This is a genomic window from Cedecea sp. Ae19-4, from assembly GCF_059801165.1.
Genome location: NZ_JBCHWG010000001.1, coordinates 2,024,046 through 2,046,069, shown reverse-complemented (window position 1 = coordinate 2,046,069; position 22,024 = coordinate 2,024,046). Strand labels below are relative to the sequence as shown.

Below are 22,024 nucleotides of genomic sequence, written 5' to 3'. Positions count from 1 at the left end.
GTCACCTCTCATCAAACCGTGGGGAAAAGCGTCTCCAGTGCGAGGCTGGCTTCTTCCCAGTTTGCGCGTTCAAAAATGCCTTGTTGCAGGAAGGCTTCAAGATGCGGCCACAGTTCAATGGCCTTATCGAGCATAGGATCGCTGCCTTTGGCGTAAGCCCCCACGCTAACCAAATCACGGTTGCGCTGGAAGCTGGATAACAACTGTTTGAAACGACGTACCCGGGCGTAATGCTGCTCGGTAATCAACGATGTCATGGCACGGCTGATAGAAGCTTCGATGTCGATGGCCGGATAGTGGCCCGCTTCTGCCAGGCGGCGCGACAGCACAATGTGGCCGTCAAGAATGGCTCGCGCGGAGTCGGCGATCGGGTCCTGCTGATCGTCGCCTTCGGTGAGTACGGTATAAAACGCGGTAATAGAGCCGCCGCCGTGTATGCCGTTCCCCGCACGTTCAACCAGCGCCGGGAGCTTGGCAAAGACCGAAGGCGGATAGCCTTTGGTCGCCGGAGGTTCGCCAATGGCGAGGGCGATTTCACGCTGGGCCATGGCGTAACGTGTCAGTGAATCCATGATCAGCAGGACGTGCTGGCCGCGATCGCGGAAGTCTTCGGCGATTCTTGTCGCATAGGCGGCACCCTGCATACGCAGCAGTGGAGAAACGTCCGCCGGGGCGGCAATCACAACGGAACGCGCCCGGCCTTCGGCACCGAGAATGTTCTCGATAAAGTCTTTTACTTCGCGACCACGCTCGCCAATCAGGCCCACGACGATCACGTCAGCCTGGGTATAACGCGCCATCATCCCGAGCAGGACGCTTTTCCCCACGCCTGAACCGGCAAACAGGCCCATACGCTGCCCGCGACCTACCGTCAGCAGGGCATTAATCGGACGAACGCCAACGTCAAGAACATGTTCAATCGCGGTACGCTGGAGCGGGTTAAACGGGGCTGCACCCAGCGCGCCCATCAGGTCGGAATCCGGCGAAGGCAGCCCGTCGAGCGGGCGGCCGCTGCCGTCGAGCACGCGGCCGAGCAGGGCGGGGCCGAGCGGCAGTTTTTTACCGCTGTGCAGGCCTTCCGCCGTCGCCGAGCGGGCATAAACCCGGGCGCCAGGCAAAATGCCTTCCACTTCTTCCAGCGGCATCAGAAACAGTTTGTGACCGTTGAAGCCCACGACTTCACATTCGACTTCGCGATCGTGCTGTTCAATGATGCAGGTCGCGCCCAGCGCCAGCTGCAGGCCAGTTGCCTCCAGGACCAGGCCGGTGGCGCGGGTCAGGCGGCCGTAGCGGCGAACGGACGGCAGTTCGACCATCCGCGCTTCAAAATTGTCGAGCGTGTTCAGCCAGCGGGTCAGGCGCGCGGTCATCAGAGCACTCCTGGCGCGGCCAGACGGCACAGCTCTTGCCAGCGAGTGGCCACGCTGGCGTCAAGGTCGCCTTCATCGGCGGAGACTTTGCAGCCGCCCTGGTGCAGGCTTGGGTCGCCGCGCAAACGCCAGCCGTGCAGGCTTAGCGTGGCACCCAGCATCTCTTCCACCCGCTGTAAGTCATCCGGGTGTACGCGCAGCTGCGGCTTACCGCTGAACAGCGGTTCCTGCATCAGCAGGCCCTGAATCTGTTTGATCAGCGCGTTGTTATCTACGGCAGGCGTCTGGCCAATGACCTGCCGCGCGGCTTCCAGCGCCATTTGCATCAGGCGGGAAGCAATCACGCTGTCCAGCGCATCCAGCGTGTACTGGAATTCGCTCACCAGCTGCTGCATCCGGGCGTGAACCGGTGCCTGCTGCTGACGGGCTTCATTGATGCCTTGCTCAAGGCCTTGCTGGAAGCCCGCTTTACGGCCTTCTTCCACGCCCTGATCGTGCCCGGCGGCAAAGCCCGCGCTGTGTCCCTGTTCTCGGGCCTGAGCCTGCATCATCGCCAGCGTTTGCTGGAGGTCCGGCTCACTTTCCGGCTCTTCCTGCTCGGCCGTCGCTTCCGGCATCACAATCTCTTCGAACACCGGCGTAGGGAAGGCGAGGTTTTCAGGCGTCCAGAGTTTCCATGGCAGCGTATTAGACATAGGTATCCTCGCTGGTGCCGATCACCATCTCGCCGGTCTCCGCCAGGCGACGCACGATAAGCAGGATAGCTTTCTGTTCGTTTTCCACCTGCGACAGACGTACCGGGCCACGGTTGGCGAGGTCGTCGCGCAGGATGTCGGCAGCACGCTGGGACATGTTGCGCAGGAACTTCTCGCGCAGCGCCTGTTCTGCACCTTTGAGGGCGATAAGCAGAGATTCGGACTCCACTTCCTGCAGAAGACGCTGAATGCTGCGGTCGTCCACGGCCACAAGGTTTTCGAACAGGAACATCTCGTCGATGATTTTCTGCGCCAGTTCGCCGTCGAAGTCGCGCACGGCGGTAATAACGGCTTCTTCCTGCTGGGTTTTCATCAGGTTGATAATTTCCGCTGCCGTTCTCACGCCGCCCATTTTGCTGCGCTTGAGGTTCTGGCCGTCGAGCAGGTTGTTCAGCACTTCGGTCAGTTCTGCCAGCGCGGCCGGCTGAACGCCGCCAAAGGTGGCGATACGCAGCATCACGTCGTTGCGCAGGCGTTCGTCGAACAGCGCCAGAATGTCCGCCGCCTGGCCACGCTTGAGGTGAACCAGGATGGTGGCGATGATCTGCGGGTGTTCGTCGCGAATAAGATCGGCGGCGCTCTGCGGCTCCATAAAGTTGAGCGTTTCGATGCCGCTGGTGGTATCGCGGGTTTCGAGAATATCTTCCAGCAGGCTGGAGGCACGCTCTTCGCCCAGCGCTTTGATCAATACGGTACGCAGATAGTCGTTGGCATTGATGCTCAGTGCGGCGAACTGTTCGGCTTCTTGTTCAAACTCGGCCAACACTTCGGTCAGCAGTTTGTTTGAAATTTGATGGGTGTTAGCCATCGCCGCACTTAAATGCTGTACTTCACGCGGGCTGAGGTGCTTGAACACCTCAGCGGCACGGTCTTCGCCAATGGTCATCAGCAGGATGGCGCTCTTTTCTGTTCCGGTAATACTCATATTTCAGTACTCATCCATTGGCGGATCACCAGCGCAACTACGCGAGGATCGTTGTCGGACATATCACGAATACGCTGACTCATGACTTCGGCGCTCAGGCGCTGGTTAGCTTTACGCTGCTGCTGTTGCTCGTCGCGGCTTAGCGTAACGGCCACGGCTTCTTCTTCGGCTTTAGCGCTCTGCTTCGCTTCGTTAGTGGCTTTCAGAATTTCCGCGCGGCGGGTGAGCTGAGGACGAATCGCTTTCCGCCATATCAGCCAGGCGACAATCAGCACAATCAGCCAGCGACCCGCTGAGAGCAGCATGTCGAAGAAGGCCGGAGACTTCCAGAATGGCAGGCTGCTGCCGCTGTCGTCTTCGGTGGCGGTGAACTGAGAGTTGACCACGTTCAGGGTATCGCCGCGGGATTCGGAATAGCCCATCGCTTCACGGGTCAGGTTCTCGATCTGCTTCATCTGGTCGGCGGTGAGCGGTAAAGGTTTCCCGTCGGCAAGCTGGCGGTAGTTCACTACCACGGCCACGGAAAGACGCTGAATATCCCCCACGTTCAGTTTGGTGTGACGGATGGTGCGGTCCACTTCATAGTTGGTGGTTTCGTCACGCGAAGTGTTGCTGCTGCCGTTCTGACCGGTGGTGCTGGCCTGGTTCTGCTGGCCGTTGTTGGCCTGCTGGTTAGCCTGGTTGTTCTGCGGCGGCGTCGAAATCGGTGCCGTGTTCGCTGGCGCCGGCTGGTTGGAAAGCGCGCCCGGCACGCCGCCCGGGAACTGACCGTTAACCTGAGAGGTCTGGTTCAACTGGCGAGAGCGGACCGCGGTCTGGGCCGGATCGCTATTAGGGTGATACTGCTCTTCGGTTTGTTCTTTGTTGGCAAAATCGATCTGCGCGGTGACCTGAGCATGCACGTTGCCGTTGCCGACAATCGGGCCAAGGATAGATTCAATGCGGCGCTGGTAGCGGCTCTCTACGTCAGTCGCGTACTTGAGCTGGGCGTCGTTAAGGTCACGGCCAGCGTTGTTAGACTGCGTCAGCAAATGGCCACCCTGATCGACCAGCGTGACGTTACCCGGCGGTAAACCAGCCACGGCGCTGGAAACCATATGCACCACGGCATTAATTTGCCCTTCATCCAGCGCGCGGCCAGGTTCGAGGCTAAGGGTAACGGAAGCAGAAGGGGACTTTTGTTCACGAACAAACAGGGATGGTTTTGGCATGGCGAGATGCACGCGGGCATTCTTCACCGGGCCAAGCGTTTCAATGGTGCGGGCCAGTTCGCCTTCCAGCGCCCGCTGGTAGTTCACCTGCTCGCTAAACTGACTGATACCAAACTTTTCCTGATCCAGAAGCTCGAAGCCGACGGCACCGCCCTTAGGCAGGCCCTGCTGAGCCAGGCGCAGACGCAGATCGTAGACGTTGTCTGCCGGGACCATGATGGCGCTACCGTTGTCTGAGAAGCGGTAGGGAATATTCATTTGTTGAAGCTGGGTAACAATCGCGCCCCCGTCCTGATCGGCGAGGTTGCTGTACAGCACGCGGTAATCGGGAGATTTTGCCCAAAGCACCAGGGCCACCAGCACGGCAACGGCGGCGGCACCGCCCACTATCAGCGGGATTCTGGGATTAGCACGAAGGCGATTCAACCACTCAAGAGTCTTGTTTTGCGGCGTTTGCGCCTGAGCAGCAGTGGTCATTCCACACCTCGCGGCTTAGCGTTGACAGAATTTTTAGAGTAATGAGTGAACAAGACTGACTCCCGGGTCGACAAACACGACAAAAGTTCCATATGGATGGCAGTGTCATTATTTTCGTTTCAGGAATTTTCGATGGCTGAATTAGCTCTATTTTTTACGTCTATTTAACGCCTTTATCCTATTGACAAGGTGGTAATCTTCCTCGGCTTAATACACATGGGGCGTAAAAATGGCTATTCAGGGTATCGAAGGCGTACTGCAACAACTTCAGGCGACCGCGCTGTCGGCGACCAATCCCGCAGCTTCGGCTGCCTCCGCGCCAACGGTAAGTTTTGCCGGCGAGCTGCAGGCCGCTTTGGGACGGATAAGCGAAACCTCCAACACCGCGCGTGCCCAGGCGGAAAAATTTGCTCTCGGCACGCCAGGCGTGGCGCTGAACGATGTCATGGTGGATTTGCAGAAATCTTCCGTTTCACTGGCGATGGGCATTCAGGTGCGCAACAAGCTGGTTGCAGCTTACCAGGAAGTGATGAACATGCAGGTTTAGTGCATGGGCTGATTGATTTCAGACGGGAGCAAGCCTTGTTTGCTCTTGTCTGGTATTTGACCGTGCGTTGTATTTTTGCCCCGCCTTTGACTCTTTTATTCATCCAGCTTGTGTCTTACCTGCTCGTTAAGCGACGCACATCCGCGTTTTCACAACGTTAGTATGTTAAGTAAAATAGCGTTTTAACGCTAATCCCTGCCTGATACCCTTATTTATTTGACGTCAAAAGTAATTTCACTGCACTATCAGGACGATACCTTCAAGACACCGGAAGGGATTTCCGGTCTAAATGGGAGCGTCCTGTCAGCCTATGACCCCGCAACAAAAGCTAGAAGAACATTACGAGACATTAACCCCCGAGCTGCAGCGGGCCGCAGAGTTGAGCCTGCATAACATGAAGGACTTAATTGCGCTTTCGATGCGGGCATTTGCCACACGCATTGGCGTCAAGCCCGCCACGCTGCTGCGCCTGGCTCAGCGTCTGGGCTATGTCGGCTGGGGAGAGTTCAAAGCCGCCGTTATTCAGGAGCTTGGCCTGAATATTGAAACCCATCAGGCAAGGGCCGAAAAGCTGGTCGATAAGGGCAGCACGGCGTCGCTCTATCAGGAAGTGTTTGACGCCCATGCGGCAAATCTATCCCATACCGAGGCTGAAAATCCGCAGGCAATGGAACAGGCGGTTGATGTCCTGGATGCGGCCGAACATGTTTATGTGTGCGGCTTTCGGGCCAGCTATTCGGTGGCCTACACGCTGTTTTATATCTATCGCCTGTTTAATAAGAACGTGTCGCTTATCGACGGCCAGGCGAGCAATTACGAAATTTTCACCCGCGAGCTGACGCCCAAAGATGTGGTGTTGATGATAGGATTTGCCCCTTACTCGCGTGAGTCGCTGGACGTGCTGGGCGCGGCGCGGCAGGCCGGAAGCAAAATTGTTGCGCTGACAGACTCTCCACTTTCCCCACTCGCGAAACACGCCGCCAGCACGCTTTATTTCTCCGCGCACAGCCCGTCGTTCTTTCCTTCCGTAGTGTCGGCCATGGGCATTGCCGAGTGCTTGCTGGCGATGCTGGTGGCTAAACACGGAGACAGCGCGGTACAGAAAATTGCCAGCGCAGAGCGTTTCCTGCTGGATTCCGGGGCGTGGGTGAAGCCGGTTCGTTGAAATAAGGGGCAGCTTTGCCCCTTGCATGATTAACGCTGAATAAGATAGCGAATGGTGGGGCCGTCCTGCTGAATATCCAACACCGTGTAGCCGTGGTTTTTGGCGTCCAGCGGGATGTTATTGATGGACTGCGGGCAGTCGCTGATCACTTCCAGGATCTCGCCTTTTTTCAGCTGCGGCATCGCCTCCAGCGTGGCAACAGCCGGGTAAGGGCAAGGCTCACCGACCATGTCCAGGCGGTAATCCGGGACAATGTTCTGACTCATGCGGTTTCTCCTGTTGTGGTGCCGATAGCCTGGTTTTTACGGCGAAAGAAGCGTTTTTCCCAGCCGACAATCAGCAGATAAGCGACGAGCAGCATCAGGTAAGTCACCAGCAGCCCGCCCAGTGGCCCAAAGGTATTCAGCAGGTTGACTTTATCCCAGCTGGTGGCGAGCGCCGGAGAAATATCATCCCAGAACCAGGCCAGCAGCGTAGAGCCAATCACGTTGCCGAGACCGACCCACCAGTAGTGAACCTGACCTTCAACCGCGCGATACATCCAGCCCGTTTCGCAGCCTCCGGCCAGCACGATACCAAAGCCAAACAACAGCCCGCCGATGATGGCGTTTGGCCCTGCCCACATGATTTTGGCTTCTACGCCAAGCTGAACATAGCTAAAGATGCCAATGGCGCTGACCGCCATCCCCAGAATAATTGCTTTGGCCATCTGGGTTCGGCCGGTGATCCACATGTCGCGGAAGGCGGAGGTGAAGCAAATCTGTGCGCGTTCGATAAGCAGGCCAAAGCCGACGCCAAACAGCATGGCGAGGCCGAGTTTTGGCTGGTTTATGGCGGTGAAACCCGCCCAGCCGAGCATGCCGATAAACACCAGCATTCCCATACGGAAACGGCGCTTAGCGCGATCCGGCTGCTGGGTGAGCGGGGAGGCAGCGGAGACTTTTTGCAGTTTGACCGGAATGCGGAACATCGGCAGCAGCGTGAAGCGCGCGCCAAACCAGCAGCCAATGGCGGTGGCAAGGGCGAAGAACCAGGCGTGCAGCGAAAACTGTGGGATCCCGGTAAAGAACGCCGCGAGGTTGCAGCCCATTGCCAGTCGTGCGCCGAAGCCAGCAATGATCCCGCCGAGCACGGCCTGAATGATGCGAATGCGGTGCTGGGGCAGGCGAAGTTTAACGTTATTCGCCCACAGTGCGGCGGCGAAACAGCCGCCAAACATGCCGATGATCATCATGCCGTCAATGCGGGTCAGCGGGCTGCCGTCGAGGTGAATTAGCTTGTAGTAGCCCCATTCTTCGGCGTGAACGCCCATCAGCTGCAGGAGCTGGCCGCCCCAGCGGGTGAATTCGCCGGTCACGGCCCAGAAAGTGCCGGTGATGCCGAAGTAATAAGTGGAGAGGATCCCGGCCGCGATCACCGCGGGCATCGGTTTCCAGAAGGTTACCAGGTATTGGTGTTTAAAGGAGTGCCAGGTCATTGTTTTCGCCTCTGAACTCAGAAGAACGTGCCGCTATGGGCAAAAGAAGGCGCCATCATACGCCCATCGTTTGGGCTTAACAGGCTGAAAAGACGAAAAAACAATCTGGATCAATTTTTGTGCCCCAGGCGGAATTGCTGGCAGGCATCGGGCTTTAATGCCAGAATTATTTTTTCTCCGCAGTCAGGATAGACGATGAAGAAGCTTTTAGTATTGGCGGCGCTGGTAGCACTGGGCGGCTGCACCGAGATCAGAGATTATAAGCAGGTCGTTCGTACCGAAGCACCGGCGGGTATGGCGGGCTACTGGCAGTCCAGCGGGCCGCAGAGCGAGCTGGTTAGCCCGGAGGCGATTGCTTCGCTGGTGGTGGCGCCGCAGGGCGATACGCTGGACTGCCGCCAGTGGCAGCGGGTGATTGGGGTGCCGGGTAAGCTGACGCATTTGTCTGGCGATCTGCGCAACGTCACCGTTAAACGTGAGATTTACGACATCGAGCTGAGCGGCGATACGCTGGAATATGCCGGGATGACGTTGAAGCGTGTTGACCGTTTGACGCCGGAATGCGCTGATTTCCTGGCTAAAAATCCTTTAGATAGCCAACTGTCGAAAGGCTAAGGGAGAATACCTCTCACTCCAGAGAGGTGAGAGGGCTGGTGCTCAACGCTGTGGCTACGATTTCATTCTCTTACTTTTTTGAGGCTGTCTTGTAGTGACCAATAAGTTCTATGGAGGAACGGCTAAGCTTCCGTTCACTTCAAGTCCTAATTCCTATGTAGCTTCTGAGCTTGTGAACGTCTCAGGGGAGTCACCGTTACTCCCCTGAGACCCCGGAGTCCCGGCGAAATAAATCGACCGCGTGAGCGGCAAACCTCCGTTTTATCTCCCAGTCCTGGGTCGGCTGAGATGCGTTCCCGACGCTCTCAGCCTCCGGCCGTTCCCGACGCCCGGACCCTGGCCAGTCGGAGAGAAAACGGAGGCGATTTAAGCCGGACACGTTCACCGTGCAGTAAACGTGTCGGGAAAACAGGTCTACGGGTGAACGGAACAGCTCCCGGATTAAAGAGATCTCCCAAAAGATGTCAAATTCACAGCACATCCTCCAGCACCCAAACGCTAACGCTGCCGCCGTGACAGGTAAAGGTTGCGCTGCCGCCCGCGTCGGTGTGAATCGTTTCCTCGCGATTGCCGAGATAATCACGCCAGTTTTTCTCAGCGAAATCTTCCCCCAAGGTGACGTGCTTTTCGCCGTCATCGCCGTTGGACATGATGACTACGCAGCCTGGGGCTTCTGCCGTGCCGCTGCGGCTAAAGCCAATGCAGTTAGGGTGATCGAACCATAAAGTCTGCACACCGTGGGCAAAGCGCTCCCGGGCGTGAATCAGGTCATCCAGCTGTTCGATGACCGGCATATCAATGTGGTAGTTCTGCCCGTCGCCGCCTTTATCGTCGTAACTTGCACCAAAAAGATCCGGGTAGAACACCGACGGTACGCCGTTTTCGCGCAGCAGAATTAGCGCATAGGCCAGCGGTTTAAACCAGGCTTCTACGGGCGCTTCAAGCGCCTGCAGCGGCTGGGTGTCGTGGTTAGCCACCAGCGTGACGGCGTGGAACGGGTCGGCCTCAACCAGCGTGCCGGTGAAAATCTGGCTCATGTCGTAGTCACGCCCAAGCCGGGATGCCTCATGGAATTTCATTTGTAGAGGGGCATCAAACAGCATCGTTTTGCCCTCTACCTGGGCGATGTATTCCAGCAGTTTGTCCACTTCATGGGACCAGTATTCCGCCACGATAAACAGCGGCGTTTCCGTCACGTCCTGGACGTGCTCAATCCACTCTTTATAAAACCAGGCGGGAATGTGTTTGACGGCATCGAGCCGAAAGCCGTTGCACTGCGTCTGGGCCATCACCCAGCGCGCCCAGTATTTAAGCTCTTCGGTTACCGCATGGTTGCGGAAGTCGATATTGGCGCCCATCAGATAATCGAAATTCCCCAGCTCGTCGTCCACCTGGTCGTTCCAGCCGTCGCCGGTGTAGTCATTGACGATTTTGAAGATGCCGTCTTCATCGGGGTTTTCAATATGATCGACGCCGCTGAAGCATTTGTAGTCCCAGATGAACTGTGAGTATTGTCCGGCACGGGCGGGGAAGGTGTAGCGGGTCCAGGCCTCGCAGTCGATAACCTCGGGCGAGATCTCGTTGCGATTATCGGCATTTACCCGGTTGACGCGGATGTGCTCTTTTTCGTCGGCGCCCATTTTATGGTTCACGACAACGTCCAGCAGCACCGAAACTCCGTTGTCCCGTAGGGCTTTTATGGCCGCCAGCAGCTGTGCTTTATCCCCGTACTTGGTGGCGATGCTACCTTTCTGGTCAAACTCACCGAGGTCAAAGAGATCGTAACTGTCGTAGCCAACCGAATAACCGCCCGCGCTGCCTTTATACGCAGGGGGAAGCCAAACCATGTTGATGCCGATGTCGCTGAGGCTGGCCGCACGGTCGGCCACTTCTGACCAGAGCGTTCCGTCGCCGGGGGTGTACCAGTGAAAAAATTGTAACAGGGTGGGGTTCGTCATCTTGTCCGTGCTCCAGAAGTCATTTAGCTGACCTCTGGAGTATGGAATAAGAATCGAAATACGGCAGGTTTACTGGTTCAGATCGCTCGGTGTTAACACGTTGCCGGAGAGAAAACCGTAGGTGTTGTTCAGTGATTTCTGACGGCCGCTCTGGTCAATCAGGTCGCGAAGCTCACTCAGACGGCTGTTAAGCAGCCCTTTAATCTCATTTTCATTGGCGAGAATCAGATCAAGCAGCGCCTTAGCTTCTTCCTGACTTCTTTGGCTTGACTGCGCAATTGGGTTGCTGGCAATCGACTCTACCAGTTGAACATATTTAACCTCATGATCAATCAGCTCATCCCACCTTCCGCTATGGGCAAGGTCAAGCATGGTTTGACTGAGGGCGAGCAGGGCACGCCATCCATTGAGGGATGAGATGAAATCATTCATCAGATAGCATCCTGAAATGTAGGGGAAGTAGGGCCGATTTGCTTCCATGCATCCGCGATGTTTGCAAGTAATCTTTCGACTTCGGCGATGGCCTCTACGTCATTACGCAAATTAGCGTGTAGGAGACGCCTGACCATGTAATCGTAAAGATTCGCGAGGTTAGCGGGCAAATCTCCTCCGACATCCATATTCAGGCCGGCTTTCAGGCCATTATCAATAATGTTAATGGCTTTTGAGAGCGCCTCGCCTTTTTGCGGTATTTGTTCCTGTTCAAGAAACAAGCGTGCACGAACCAGGGCACTGAGTGCCCCATCGAACAACATCACCACGAGCTGGTGTGGACTGGCACTCATAACGGCGCTTTCCAGACCGACCTGTTGATAGGCTTGTACACCAGAACTCTTGTACATACAAAATCCTTAGCTTTTGTTGAATTGCTGCGCCAGATAGTTCCCCATGTTTGTCATCGAGTTAACAAGACTTGCCAGAGAAGTAAACTGTGCCTTGTAACGCGCCATGGTTTCGTCGATGCTGTCACTCATCGCCTGTTTACGATCGGCCACGGTTTTCAATGTTGAGGTCAGGCCATCCTGCGCATTTTTAATCACGCCAGCGTTAATGGAGCTGGTGCTCAGCATATTGTTCAGTTTGGTATCCAGCTGTGTCGCAAACCCTGTCGTTTTCCCGTCGCCTACAAAGTAGTTAATAACGCCCTGCGGGTTGTCGGATAACGCTTTGGTTAATTGGGTATCATTGACTTTTAGCTGGCTGGAGCCATCCGGGGCCAGTACGGGATCCTGGGTAATGCCCAACTGCGCCATAATGCTGTAATCGCCGCCCTGTACCTGGGTCAGCATGCTACGGATATCAGCCTGGATACCGCGTACGGTACTGTCCCCGACGAGTGCGCCGTTGTTTGGATCCTGGGCGGAACCTGGGTCAACTTTTACATATTTGGTCACGGTAGCAATCGTTGACTGAAGGGTGTTATAGGCTTTAACCCAGTCATTAATCACTTTCTTGCTGGCATCGCTGGTACGCGCCACGCTCAGCGTTTCATCGGCCGTGCTCTTCGCCTTAAGGTTCAACGTTACGCCCGGCATGGCATCAGAGATGGTGTTGCTCTGACGCTCAATCATGACGCCGTTCACTTTCACCTGAGCATTTTGCGAAGCCGTTTGCTCTGTTAAAGCCCCGGTCTTGCTCGTTGAGTTGTACCCAATCACGCCCTGGAGCTGGTCATCACCGGTGACGGTGATGGTCATATCTGACTGCGTGCCGGTGCTCTTGGAAGCAATCATCAGGCGATAGTCGCCGTCGTTAGCTTTAACCACGGATGCCGAGACGTTTCCGCCCGCGGCGTTAATCGCTTTTGCAATACCGTTTAATGAGGTATCGCCGTCGGCAAGCGTCACGCTCAGTGGCTTAGTGGTGCCAGGCTGAGTAATCGTTATCGTACGTGTACCGCCGGTGGTCGCACCCTGCTGCGCAGTGTTGCTGCTGATGCTGCCGGTTGAGAGCACCTGAGCCTTCGCCATCTGCTGTACGTTAATTGTATAGTCAGCAAGGATAGCGTCACTGGTCGTGGTCGCGCTAAAAGCGGTATTGGTACTGGTGACGGAGGTAGACACCAGAGAACCCTTCGCTGTTAACGCAGCGGTAGCCGTTTCCAGTCCGGAAATCGCGGTTTTCAACTGACCAAAGGCGCTAAACTGGGCTTGATAAGTCTTTGTTTGTGTATCAAAGATGGTTAATTTTGTTTGTTCAGCCGTGTAAAGCTTATCGTAAGTATCCTGGAGGTTCAGGCTGGTACCTGCCCCGAGGCTTGAAATCGATGCCATTGATGTCTTCCTTTAAGTCGCTGGTAGTTTCATTCACTTATCGGCTGACTCAATGAAAAGTTTACAGCCGGGGAAAAAAAATAATCAGCCGAATAGCAGGCAGTGGATCGGCCTTATATGACGATTGTCGGAAAAGACGGTGACATTAATAGCGTGGTCGATGGCGTAAAGGGAGGCAAAGATATATTTTCTCGAATGCGCTAAGCCGCGTTTAAAAGTGCAGGAAAGGTTAAGTTTAGCGCGGGTTGTAAATTTAATTTCTTTATAATTCAGTAATTTGATTTTTTTTTATCATTAATTCTAAAGTTGGCACAGAGGGCGTCGATAACCTTGTTGACGGTGAGAGACGCCGTGAGTGTTAGGCACCGAACCTAAACCCAATTTTTAAGGAATTAATACTATGTCCGTAATCAATACTAACCTGCTGTCCCTGACTACTCAGAACAACCTGAGCAAAGCTCAGTCTTCCCTGGGTACCGCTATCGAGCGTCTGTCTTCCGGTATGCGTATCAACAGCGCGAAAGACGATGCTGCTGGTCAGGCGATTGCCAACCGTATGACTTCCCAGGTTAAGGGTATGACTCAGGCGGCTCGTAACGCTAACGACGGTATCTCTCTGGTTCAGACCGCTGAAGGTAACCTGAACGAGATCAACACCAACTTACAGCGTATCCGTGAACTGTCCCTGCAGGCCGCGAACGACACCAACGGCACCACTGACCTGGCATCCGTACAGACTGAAATCACCCAGCGTCTGTCTGAAATCGACCGCATCGCAGGCGGCGCTTCTTTCAACGGCAAAAACCTGCTGAACGGTTCCGTAACTACTGGCTTGAACATTCAGGTTGGCGCTAACACCACCTCTAACGATACCATCGTTATCGGCAGCGACTCTCTGATCAACGCATCTTCAGGTAGCCTGAGCAGTGGTCTGAGCACCGCTATTACCGACCACTCTACTGCACAGGCTGTTGTTTCTGCTGCTGATGCTGCTATCGCGAAAATCGATACTGCACGTTCTAACATGGGTGCGATTCAGAACCGTTTCGAATCTACCATCAACAACCTGAACAACTCCATCACCAACCTGTCTGCTGCTCAGTCCCGTATCCAGGACGCTGACTACGCGACCGAAGTATCTAACATGAGCCGCGCGCAGATCCTGCAGCAGGCTGGTACTTCTGTACTGTCTCAGGCAAACCAGGTTCCACAGGCGATGCTGTCCCTGCTGCGTTAATTTCGCAGACCGCTACAAGAAAGGTTGCTGGAAACAGCAGCCTTTTTTTGTTTTTGCCAAAAGGAGAGGCGCAGGGCGTTTTTAATATGAAGGTTAAGCCGTTAATTTCGGTTTTGTTCAGCGCATTATGCTTACTGGGCGGGTGCTAGCATCAGACAATCACCCGTCTGGCAAAATATTGCAATCTAAAGGACAGTTATGAATAGTTTCTCCCGCACTCGGGCAATGCATCAATATTACCGCGATCTGTTTACCCGGGCGATTCACCTGCCGGAAGCCGATGCTTTACCTGCGTGGCTGGTGACCGAAGTCCTTAATTTTGCCAATCCTGATTTTGCTGCCCTCGACGATAAATTAAACCAGGCACAGACGGGGTTGAATCTCGAGCAAGACAGAGCGTTAAAGCTGATGATGAGGGCGATTATTCTGTCAAATGTGGCGCTCTGCGGCCCATCTGGAGAAAAGTCGCAGGCGGTTGACGCGGAGAATGTTGAGAAAATCACGCAATGTATCGTTGAAGCGCTTAAGCTTGACGGGAATAAAAATTATCTGGTTGCCGCCGTTCAGATCCTGTTCCGCATTAATGAAATAAACTCCGCCGTTTTCCTTATTTCCAATAATCTTTCCGAGCTCAGTGAGTCACCCGTTGCGCTAAAAATTCTCTTGCTCATCTGCCTGATGGAAGAAGATTTTAATCAGGCCTATGTCATTATTCAGCAGCTCACTGAGAACATGGCGCTTATCGGGGAAGATCCTATGGCGCTGCTGATGGTTGTCACGGCTATCTACAAGCTGGGAGGCCGCCCGGATTCCTTTATCGATTTTAGCCCGTTAGACGTGCCTGACTGGCAGCCTGACGCTGGCCGTTATAGCTGGTTAATTGAGCCGGTAAATAACAATAAAACTACCGTGCTGGTCGCTTGCGATGGCGCCGGCTTTACCGCTCATGGCCTGCCGCTGCTGCTTTCTCTGTTCGACACCAATCGCGACGAGCTTAACGTTCATTTCCATATTTACAACTGTGATGCTGGCCTGGCCCAGCAGATTACGGTGCTTCGCAACGCGATGCCTGAGCTGGCTATTTCGTTAAGCAGCGAGGCAGTGACTCCGGGAACGGCAGCGAATGTGCACTATGCCAGTCGCCGGCTGGTCTTTTTATCTCATGCGCTGGAAAAAATGACCACGCCTGTCCTGCTGCTCGAGGCGAACAGCCTCGTCAGGAAGTCGTGGGCCGGGATGGAAGGGCAGTTAGATGTGAAAGATTTACTGCTGACCTGGGATGAAACCGCGCCGTTCTGGGCGTCGATTCTGGCGGCGTGTCTCTATTGTGAAGGGGGCGAGCTGTCGACGAAATATCTGGCCGCCGTGGCCCGGTTTATCGATCGCAATTTACAGCGCAACAATGCTGAACGGTTTCTCAATCAAGTGGCACTGGCCGCTGTCGAAAATGAGCTTAGTGCACTGGATAAAATGGCAATAGGCCGGGCTCAGCCGCATACGCTGGTGGATGCGGCACACGGCGAGGACGCGTTTAGTTGGATACTGGCTCACTCCGGGGTTGAGAGTGAGGATTACCGTCGATACAAAGCGTCGCTGTTGGAAAAGTACAGCGCGTTAATCGGTTGAGTCTGCATTTATTTCTTCAAAATAATGGATAAGCATAACGTGAGTCAGTATTACCCGGATCATCGTATTTCGCCCGTTGCTATTCAGTCTGCGGCCTGCGTCTACCATCTTTCTACGGTGGAGCCTGCGCACGCTCGCGTGCTGGAAATAGGGTGCGGCGAGGGAGGATGCATTACGGCCCACGCGCTGGCGTACCCGGAAAGCCAGGTGATGGGGATTGATATTGATGAAAGCTTGATTGCCGCAGGGCAGCGCCATACTCAGGCATTAGGGCTCAGCAATATTGAGCTGTTCTCCGCCGGACTTGGGGATATTCTCGCCACCGAAGGCGGGCAGTTTGACTACATCGTGATTCGCGGTGTTTTCTCTTTACTCGGCCGCCAGGAGCGAGAGGCACTCTTGCTCTGGTGCCGCCAAAATCTTTCTGCCTCTGGCGTGGTCTGCCTGCACTGGTATCCCTCCACCGGCGAACCTGAGACCACGGCCATTCGTGAGGCGCTTAGCTACCATGCAGCCCGGGGCGCGAATGCCGATCCTGAGTCTCAGGTTAATGCTGCGCGAGGCATGCTGAGCTATCTGGCGATGACGCTACCGGAAGGGACACTTAAAGCCCAGGTTGAAGAGGCTGAGAAAGAGAGCGATCTTGCCCTGACCCTGCGTTATCTTTCTCCGACCACGGCAGCCTTGTCTTTTACTGAGTTTTGCCATCAGGTCAGCGACCTGGGATTGCACTACGCTGGCGATGCCGTGCCTCAGTATGAGCTGCCGCGCGCTTATGGTGAAAAGGTCGCAACGCTACACGCCCTCGTCGCCGGACAGCAGCGCATTGCCGCCCAACAATATCTTGATTTTGCGGTATCGCGTACCGAACGCTTTAGTCTGCTCAGTGCGACCAGAGCCGAAGAACACTTTCCGGCATTGCCAGACAGTTCGCGCCTCGAATCACTTCATTGGGCGGGAAACTTTAGCCGCAAAATGAATGAGAATGGGGCGATATACAACGGCCATATTGGCGGGGATGGGCAGCAATCCAGTAGTGAGAATCCGATCACTTTACGCATTCTGGATCTGCTTGGGGCTGCCTGGCCATTCAGCCTGAGCGTTGAACAGTTGGTCATTAACTGCCGCAAGCCGGAAGACAATACCGACGTGCGCGAGGCAGTGCTGAAAGTGCTGGAAGATCTGTATCTCACTCAGCCGGCGGGACTCTACTGGCGCTGTACTCCAGGCGCGTATGATCGGGCTGAAAATGACACGCTACAGCCCATTTTATCGCTGAAAAACGGCGTGCCAGAAGGGAATGCTTCGCAAGTTTATAGAAACCTCTGGGGCGACGAATTTTCTGTCACGCCGGAAGAATGGCGCTATTTGCAACACGGCTTAGCCGGTGTGGATGCCGAGGCGTGGCAGTGTTTTATGTCGCTACGTAAAAAAGGCGCGTTGACGGGGTCTCCGACTGCCTGGAAAAAGCACTACCAGCTTTTTTTACGTACGGGGAAAACACAATTTTTGCTGCCGCTGTTAAACAATTTGCTGCTGCTGAGTGTTTCCATATCGCGAGGTGGCTTGCTTAGCAAAGATGTTAATGACTTACCCCAGCGTGAATCAGAACACGCGGAAGACACTTACGACCGGATTAACCGTTTAATTCGTGAGAAAAAGATTCAGGATGCGAAAACCTGTGCTGAGAAGCTGCTGAAAGAGAACCCGGAGGATATTGCCGCGCTGCGCTGTTATTCGCGAACGCTTGTGCTGTCCAATCGCTGGGATGAAGCAAAAGAAGTGCTTTGTCGGCTGATGGGACACTATTTCTCCAGTCTGGATATTTATTACGATCTGGCGACAGGGCTACAGAAAACAAACCAACATTATTACGCGATTCTTCTTCTGCAGGGGTTGTTAAGGCTGGAAGATAAAAACGTCAATTTCTGGCATAGCCTTGCGTACTCATATTATCAGCTGGGTGAAATGTCCCTGGCGGAAAAATGCTCTCGTGTTTCGTTGCGCTGCGACGAGGTGAAAGCGATTCACTATGCCACGATGGGGGTGATTCTCAGCGATAGCCAAAAACTTGACGAGGCCGCCTGGTTTCTTAACAAAGCGATAGCGCTGGAACCGAGTAATTTTGATTACTTTACCGCACTGCTGTTTGCAATGACCCACGACCATAAGGTCACGGCAGAGCAGCTTTACCAGAAACATCTGCAATACGGTGAGACGGTAGGAGCATGGGCCGCGGCCTGTCATCTGCAACTGCCTTATCGGGGTATAAAGAATCCTGATAAAAAACTGCGCGTGGGCTTTGTTTCCGGAGATTTACGCAAGCATCCCGTGAGCCACTTCCTGGCGCCGTTCTGGGATGGGCTGGACAGAAATCATTTCGAGCTGGTGGGGTACAGCACCTCTTATGTTCATGATGAGGTCACTGAACATTTTGCAGCCGGTTCCGTGCTATGGCGGCAGGTGGACAAGCTAAGCAACCAGCAGCTTGCCGAACAGGTTTATCATGACGGGATTGATATTCTGTTTGATCTCTCGGGCCACACCTCTGACAACCGTCTGCCGGCGTTTGCGCTTCGCCCCGCACCGGTGCAAATCTCCTGGATTGGCTACCCTGGCACAACCGGTTTGAAAACGATGGATTACCGTATTGTGACCGCGACGCTCGCTGAGCCAGCCGATCTGGAACAGCAGCTGACCGAAAGCATCATGTTTATTGAGATGCGTAAGTTCTTTGAGCCCGATCCGCACAGCCCTGATATCGAAACTCTCCCGGCGCTTAAAAACGGTTACCTCACCTTCGGCAGCTTTAATCGCCCTAAAAAGATCAACGATGAAGTCCTCAGAGTGTGGGCCTCAATTCTGGCACAGTCTCCGGACGCCAAATTTGTTATCGGTTTTATGAACGATGAAAAAATGGTGGCCGAGATGACGAGGAAACTCGAGCTGCTGGGTATTGCACCGTCGCGCCTGATATTCAAGAAAAGAGCGCCGCTGCTTGATTATCTGGCTTACCACAATGAAATCGACATTTTACTGGATGCATTTCCCTACTCTGGCGGTACCACAAGTAACCACGCCTGCTGGATGGGCGTGCCAACGCTGACGCTGTGCGGTGCCACGATGGCTGCCCGACAGGGCGTCGATATTATGCGCATTCATGGGCTGGAAAACTTTATTGCCTACAGCGAAGAGGATTACATCCAGAAGGCGCTGAGCTGGGGCGACCGACTCCCTGAACTGAATGAAATACGCATGACAATGCGTGAAAGAATGCCGGCGGAAACCGCGGATGGCTTTAACGTCGCCGGTACATTTGGGCGCGCATTGCGGGAAGCATGGCGAATTTACTGTGCCGGTGAAGCGCACCGTACGTTCACAGTATTGGAATAAGGCGCGGGCCGCGCCAACTGGTTTCACACCGAGGTGTACTATGAAAAATATTTTTGTTACCAGCCCTCTGCTTCCGCCCCTGGAGGAATTTGTTCCTTATCTCGAGCAAATCTGGGGGAACAGGCACCTGACCAACAACGGGCCATTTCATCAGCAGCTTGAGCAGGCGCTGGCCGATTATCTGGGCGTAAAATATCTTTCGCTGTTTTCTAACGGCACGCTGGCGTTGCTGACCGCTTTCCAGACGCTGCGGCTGAGCGGCGAAGTGATAACCACGCCTTACTCATTTGTGGCGACATCGCACAGCCTCTTATGGAATGGCCTGACGCCGGTCTTTGCTGATATTGATCCGCAGACGTTCAATATTAACGCCGACGCGATTGAGGCGCTTATCACCCCACAAACTACGGCCATTATGCCGGTGCACTGTTATGGTATTCCCTGCGACGTGGATAAAATTCAACGTATCGCCGACACCTATGGCCTCAAAGTTATTTACGACGCGGCCCACGCCTTTGGTGTGAAGCAGAACGGCAGCAGCATCCTGAACTGCGGTGATTTGTCTATCCTGAGTTTCCACGCCACCAAAGTGTTTAATACCATCGAAGGCGGGGCGATTATCTGCCCGGATGCCAGAACCAAAAAACGCATTGATTACCTGAAAAACTTCGGTTTTGCCGACGAAACCACGGTAATTGCGCCGGGCATTAACGCGAAAATGAATGAAGTGCAGGCGGCGTTTGGCCTGCTGCAGCTCCAGCATATTGACGGCGCCTTAAGCGCCCGGGCCGACATTTATCAGCGCTACTGTGAAGGTCTGGCCGATATTCCTGGCCTTGAGTTTTATACCCAGAGAAGCGATTACGAGTGGAACCACGCTTACTATCCCGTGCTGATAGATGAACGGTTCCCGGTGAGCCGCGACGCACTTTATGACGCGTTAAAAGAAGAGGGGATTTATACCCGGCGCTATTTCTATCCGCTCATCAGCTCCTTCGCCATGTACCGGCATTTACCGTCCTCCGCCGCGGAGCATCTGCCGGTAGCCAACGACCTGGCTAACAAGGTGCTGTGTTTGCCGATATTCCCAGATCTCGAGGGAGAAGAGCAACAGCGTATTATTACGGCAGTCAGGCGGATTGCTCAGGGGCAAAGCGTTGCCGCCTGACTGGGTGATTGGCGGGAATAAAAAAGGGCTTTGTCTTGCGACAAGGCCCTTTTTTCTTCTTCGACGGTGTCGTTATAGCTCGGCGATACACATCAAGCGCTCGCTGCGCTCAAGGTAGCGCTGGCCGGACAATTTGAACATGCCGTTAATCAATAGTGGATTATGCAGGCCGTGGCGTATTAGCCAGTCTTCGTGCGTTTTTTTGCCTTTGCCGACCGGGATAATGGTAACTTTGCGGGCGACTTTGCCGAGGATTTCCTGCATCTGTTCGACGGTAAAGAAGCGGATGTTAAACAGCGAGTCGGTCCCTTTTTTCACGTTAAAGTAATCAGCAAATGACTGATTATGGGCGTTATGTACCGTGACGATCATTCTGCCGCGAGTGATACGAGCCTGCTCAAGCGCCATTTTTTGGATATCCTCATCCGCAAATAGCCCCCAAAACCCATTGTGGTAACTGATGTCAAAATGCTTGTCCGGGTACTGCAGCTCGAAGGCATTCATCACGGAAAAACGATCCTGCAGGGAAGGATAAAGCTTTTTCGCAAGACTCACGGATTCCGGCGAAAAGTCTATTCCGTGGCCCTCTGCGCCACGCTTCGTCAACTGCACGATATCGCGAAAGCTACCGGCAGCAATCTCCAAAACCCGCTTTTCACGGTTTTTTCTGACCGCATCAATATAGTAGGCGTGGCGAAGATCGTTTTGGTAATGGTCGAAAATACCCTGCCATTTATGGTCCCAGTCCTCGGCCGTGGTGAGCTTTTCAGGCTCTGTTATTTGGCTCATATCTCTATCCTGTGAATGATTTCTCAGCGACGTAGTGGCGCGTAAAGACGGCGTTTTGTACGGCAACTGCGGGTTGAATAGGCTGGCGGGTGAAACAGTGAAGATGATTGGTAATCATGTCGTAGCCTGCCATGACCGAAAATTCGACCCCGGCGGAGAAGCGGGGGTTGATGTCCATCAGGTAATCCCCGGTGGAATGGCGCATAAATTCAATATTGATGCAGCCGTTCAGGTCGAGCAGGCGGGCAACTTCTGCCGCTTTGGCGAGCAGTGCCTCATCCTGGACAATCTCAACGGTTAATCCGGCGCCGTTCGCGGTGCGCAACAGCTCTTTGCGTGCAACGGCCGCCCATTCGCCGGTCTCGCGCTGCCGGACAATATCAATGACGTAAACATCTCCCGGCAGATACGGCTGGACAATCCAGTCGTTGCCGTTCAGCCGCTGACGTAGCTCAATCAGTTCGGCCTGGGTCTCTACGCGGCGAAGCCCTTCGCTGCTGCGGCCATTCCTCTGTTTAAGGATAACCGGGAAACCAAAGGAAAGCGTTTGGGACTCAGAGAGGGCGACAGTAGGCAGCGAGAGAAACGCCTCGTTATGGGAAAATTGTTGGCTCCAGGTTAGCTTATCCCTGGCAACCGCGATAGATTCTGCTGCCATTAGCGCCAGCATGGCGGACGAACACAGTTCACCCCGGGCATCAGAAAGCGTGTCTACTTCAACATCGGTTAGTGGGATGATGGCGTCAATGCGATGCTGGTCGCAAATCGCATTGATACTTTCGATAAAGGCCTGGCTATTCGTTGCACGCGGAACCTGAACAAAATTGTCGACCAGACGAGAGGCATACACCCATTGCTCGGGGTAGATATCACACCCGATGACGGTGTGGGATGCACGTTTCAGCGCACTTATCACGGCTGGTGCAGACATTGACCCTATAGCCGTAATTAAAATGTTCATGTAAATGACCTGTCTTGTAATCTGCTTCGCCTGACGGCAGGGGGAAGTTTGCCGCAGAGAAACGACGCGTATATTTA

The 22,024-nt window shown here is 54.4% G+C and carries 19 protein-coding genes; 7 read left to right on the top strand and 12 right to left on the bottom strand.

The features are described from left to right. Positions 1-11: 11 nt before the first annotated feature. The 4 genes from fliI to fliF are packed head-to-tail and all read right to left on the bottom strand — an operon-like array spanning position 12 to position 4,738. On the bottom strand, positions 12-1,370 hold the full coding sequence (gene fliI / locus AAIE02_RS09690; protein WP_008458141.1) for a flagellar protein export ATPase FliI: 1,359 nt from the start codon (positions 1,368-1,370) through the stop codon (positions 12-14). Next, on the bottom strand, positions 1,370-2,065 hold the full coding sequence (fliH, locus tag AAIE02_RS09685) for a flagellar assembly protein FliH (RefSeq protein WP_008458143.1): 696 nt from the start codon (positions 2,063-2,065) through the stop codon (positions 1,370-1,372). Before fliH ends, fliI begins: the two co-directional genes overlap by 1 nt. Next, positions 2,058-3,050, bottom strand: coding sequence for a flagellar motor switch protein FliG (fliG, locus tag AAIE02_RS09680; protein WP_008458144.1), 993 nt, complete (start codon positions 3,048-3,050; stop codon positions 2,058-2,060). The genes fliH and fliG overlap by 8 nt, the downstream gene beginning before the upstream one ends. Then, the gene (gene fliF, locus AAIE02_RS09675) at positions 3,047-4,738 is read right to left on the bottom strand and encodes a flagellar basal-body MS-ring/collar protein FliF (RefSeq protein WP_336983394.1); all 1,692 of its coding nucleotides are present in this window, start codon (positions 4,736-4,738) and stop codon (positions 3,047-3,049) included. Before fliF ends, fliG begins: the two co-directional genes overlap by 4 nt. Positions 4,739-4,967: 229 nt before the next feature. On the opposite strand from fliF, the gene fliE reads away from it, so the two are divergent. Then, positions 4,968-5,285, top strand: a complete 318-nt coding sequence (fliE, locus tag AAIE02_RS09670) for a flagellar hook-basal body complex protein FliE (RefSeq protein WP_008458146.1) — start codon at positions 4,968-4,970, stop codon at positions 5,283-5,285. Positions 5,286-5,595: 310 nt separating this feature from the next. Then, entirely contained in the window at positions 5,596-6,450 is an 855-nt protein-coding gene (locus AAIE02_RS09665; RefSeq protein ID WP_336983393.1) for a MurR/RpiR family transcriptional regulator, read from the top strand. 29 nt (positions 6,451-6,479) lie between these two features. Here AAIE02_RS09665 and yedF read toward each other — a convergent pair whose 3' ends face one another. Continuing rightward, positions 6,480-6,716: a sulfurtransferase-like selenium metabolism protein YedF gene (yedF, locus tag AAIE02_RS09660; RefSeq protein WP_008459977.1), complete on the bottom strand. Its 237-nt coding sequence runs from the start codon at positions 6,714-6,716 to the stop codon at positions 6,480-6,482. Next, positions 6,713-7,927 (bottom strand): selenium metabolism membrane protein YedE/FdhT, encoded by a 1,215-nt coding sequence (gene yedE, locus AAIE02_RS09655; RefSeq protein WP_498532439.1) that lies wholly within the window; start codon positions 7,925-7,927, stop codon positions 6,713-6,715. Before yedE ends, yedF begins: the two co-directional genes overlap by 4 nt. 195 nt (positions 7,928-8,122) lie before the next feature. Here yedE and yedD point away from each other — a divergent pair, with 195 nt between their 5' ends. Continuing rightward, positions 8,123-8,542: a lipoprotein YedD gene (gene yedD / locus AAIE02_RS09650; RefSeq protein ID WP_498532438.1), complete on the top strand. Its 420-nt coding sequence runs from the start codon at positions 8,123-8,125 to the stop codon at positions 8,540-8,542. A 470-nt stretch (positions 8,543-9,012) separates the two neighbouring features. Here the strand turns inward: yedD and amyA are convergent, their stop codons facing one another. The 4 genes from amyA to fliD form a co-directional block, all read right to left on the bottom strand. Further along, positions 9,013-10,500: an alpha-amylase gene (gene amyA, locus AAIE02_RS09645; protein WP_336983390.1), complete on the bottom strand. Its 1,488-nt coding sequence runs from the start codon at positions 10,498-10,500 to the stop codon at positions 9,013-9,015. Positions 10,501-10,569: 69 nt separating this feature from the next. Continuing rightward, complete coding sequence (gene fliT / locus AAIE02_RS09640; RefSeq protein WP_008453799.1) at positions 10,570-10,932, bottom strand: flagella biosynthesis regulatory protein FliT; 363 nt, start codon at positions 10,930-10,932, stop codon at positions 10,570-10,572. Beyond that, positions 10,932-11,342, bottom strand: a complete 411-nt coding sequence (fliS, locus tag AAIE02_RS09635) for a flagellar export chaperone FliS (protein WP_008453801.1) — start codon at positions 11,340-11,342, stop codon at positions 10,932-10,934. The genes fliT and fliS overlap by 1 nt, the downstream gene beginning before the upstream one ends. 9 nt (positions 11,343-11,351) lie before the next feature. Continuing rightward, entirely contained in the window at positions 11,352-12,773 is a 1,422-nt protein-coding gene (gene fliD, locus AAIE02_RS09630) for a flagellar filament capping protein FliD (protein ID WP_205246345.1), read from the bottom strand. Positions 12,774-13,173: 400 nt separating this feature from the next. On the opposite strand from fliD, the gene AAIE02_RS09625 reads away from it, so the two are divergent. The 4 genes from AAIE02_RS09625 to AAIE02_RS09610 all read left to right on the top strand — a co-directional run bounded on the left by AAIE02_RS09625 (position 13,174) and on the right by AAIE02_RS09610 (position 20,197). Then, a complete protein-coding gene (locus tag AAIE02_RS09625; RefSeq protein ID WP_166991523.1) occupies positions 13,174-14,010 on the top strand; it encodes a flagellin N-terminal helical domain-containing protein in 837 nt (278 codons plus the stop codon). Between the two features lie 198 nt (positions 14,011-14,208). Further along, the gene (locus tag AAIE02_RS09620; protein WP_498532437.1) at positions 14,209-15,636 is read left to right on the top strand and encodes a hypothetical protein; all 1,428 of its coding nucleotides are present in this window, start codon (positions 14,209-14,211) and stop codon (positions 15,634-15,636) included. A 39-nt stretch (positions 15,637-15,675) separates the two neighbouring features. Continuing rightward, positions 15,676-19,029 (top strand): O-linked N-acetylglucosamine transferase family protein, encoded by a 3,354-nt coding sequence (locus AAIE02_RS09615; protein WP_498532436.1) that lies wholly within the window; start codon positions 15,676-15,678, stop codon positions 19,027-19,029. A gap of 40 nt (positions 19,030-19,069) precedes the next feature. Then, positions 19,070-20,197: a DegT/DnrJ/EryC1/StrS family aminotransferase gene (locus AAIE02_RS09610; RefSeq protein WP_336818045.1), complete on the top strand. Its 1,128-nt coding sequence runs from the start codon at positions 19,070-19,072 to the stop codon at positions 20,195-20,197. 72 nt (positions 20,198-20,269) lie between these two features. On the opposite strand, the gene AAIE02_RS09605 is transcribed toward AAIE02_RS09610, so the two are convergent. Together AAIE02_RS09605 and AAIE02_RS09600 are read right to left on the bottom strand one after the other, a co-directional pair. Then, positions 20,270-20,986, bottom strand: coding sequence for a class I SAM-dependent methyltransferase (locus AAIE02_RS09605; protein WP_498532435.1), 717 nt, complete (start codon positions 20,984-20,986; stop codon positions 20,270-20,272). A gap of 4 nt (positions 20,987-20,990) precedes the next feature. Next, on the bottom strand, positions 20,991-21,947 hold the full coding sequence (locus AAIE02_RS09600; protein WP_498532434.1) for an ATP-grasp domain-containing protein: 957 nt from the start codon (positions 21,945-21,947) through the stop codon (positions 20,991-20,993). Between the last annotated feature and the right edge of the window lie 77 nt (positions 21,948-22,024).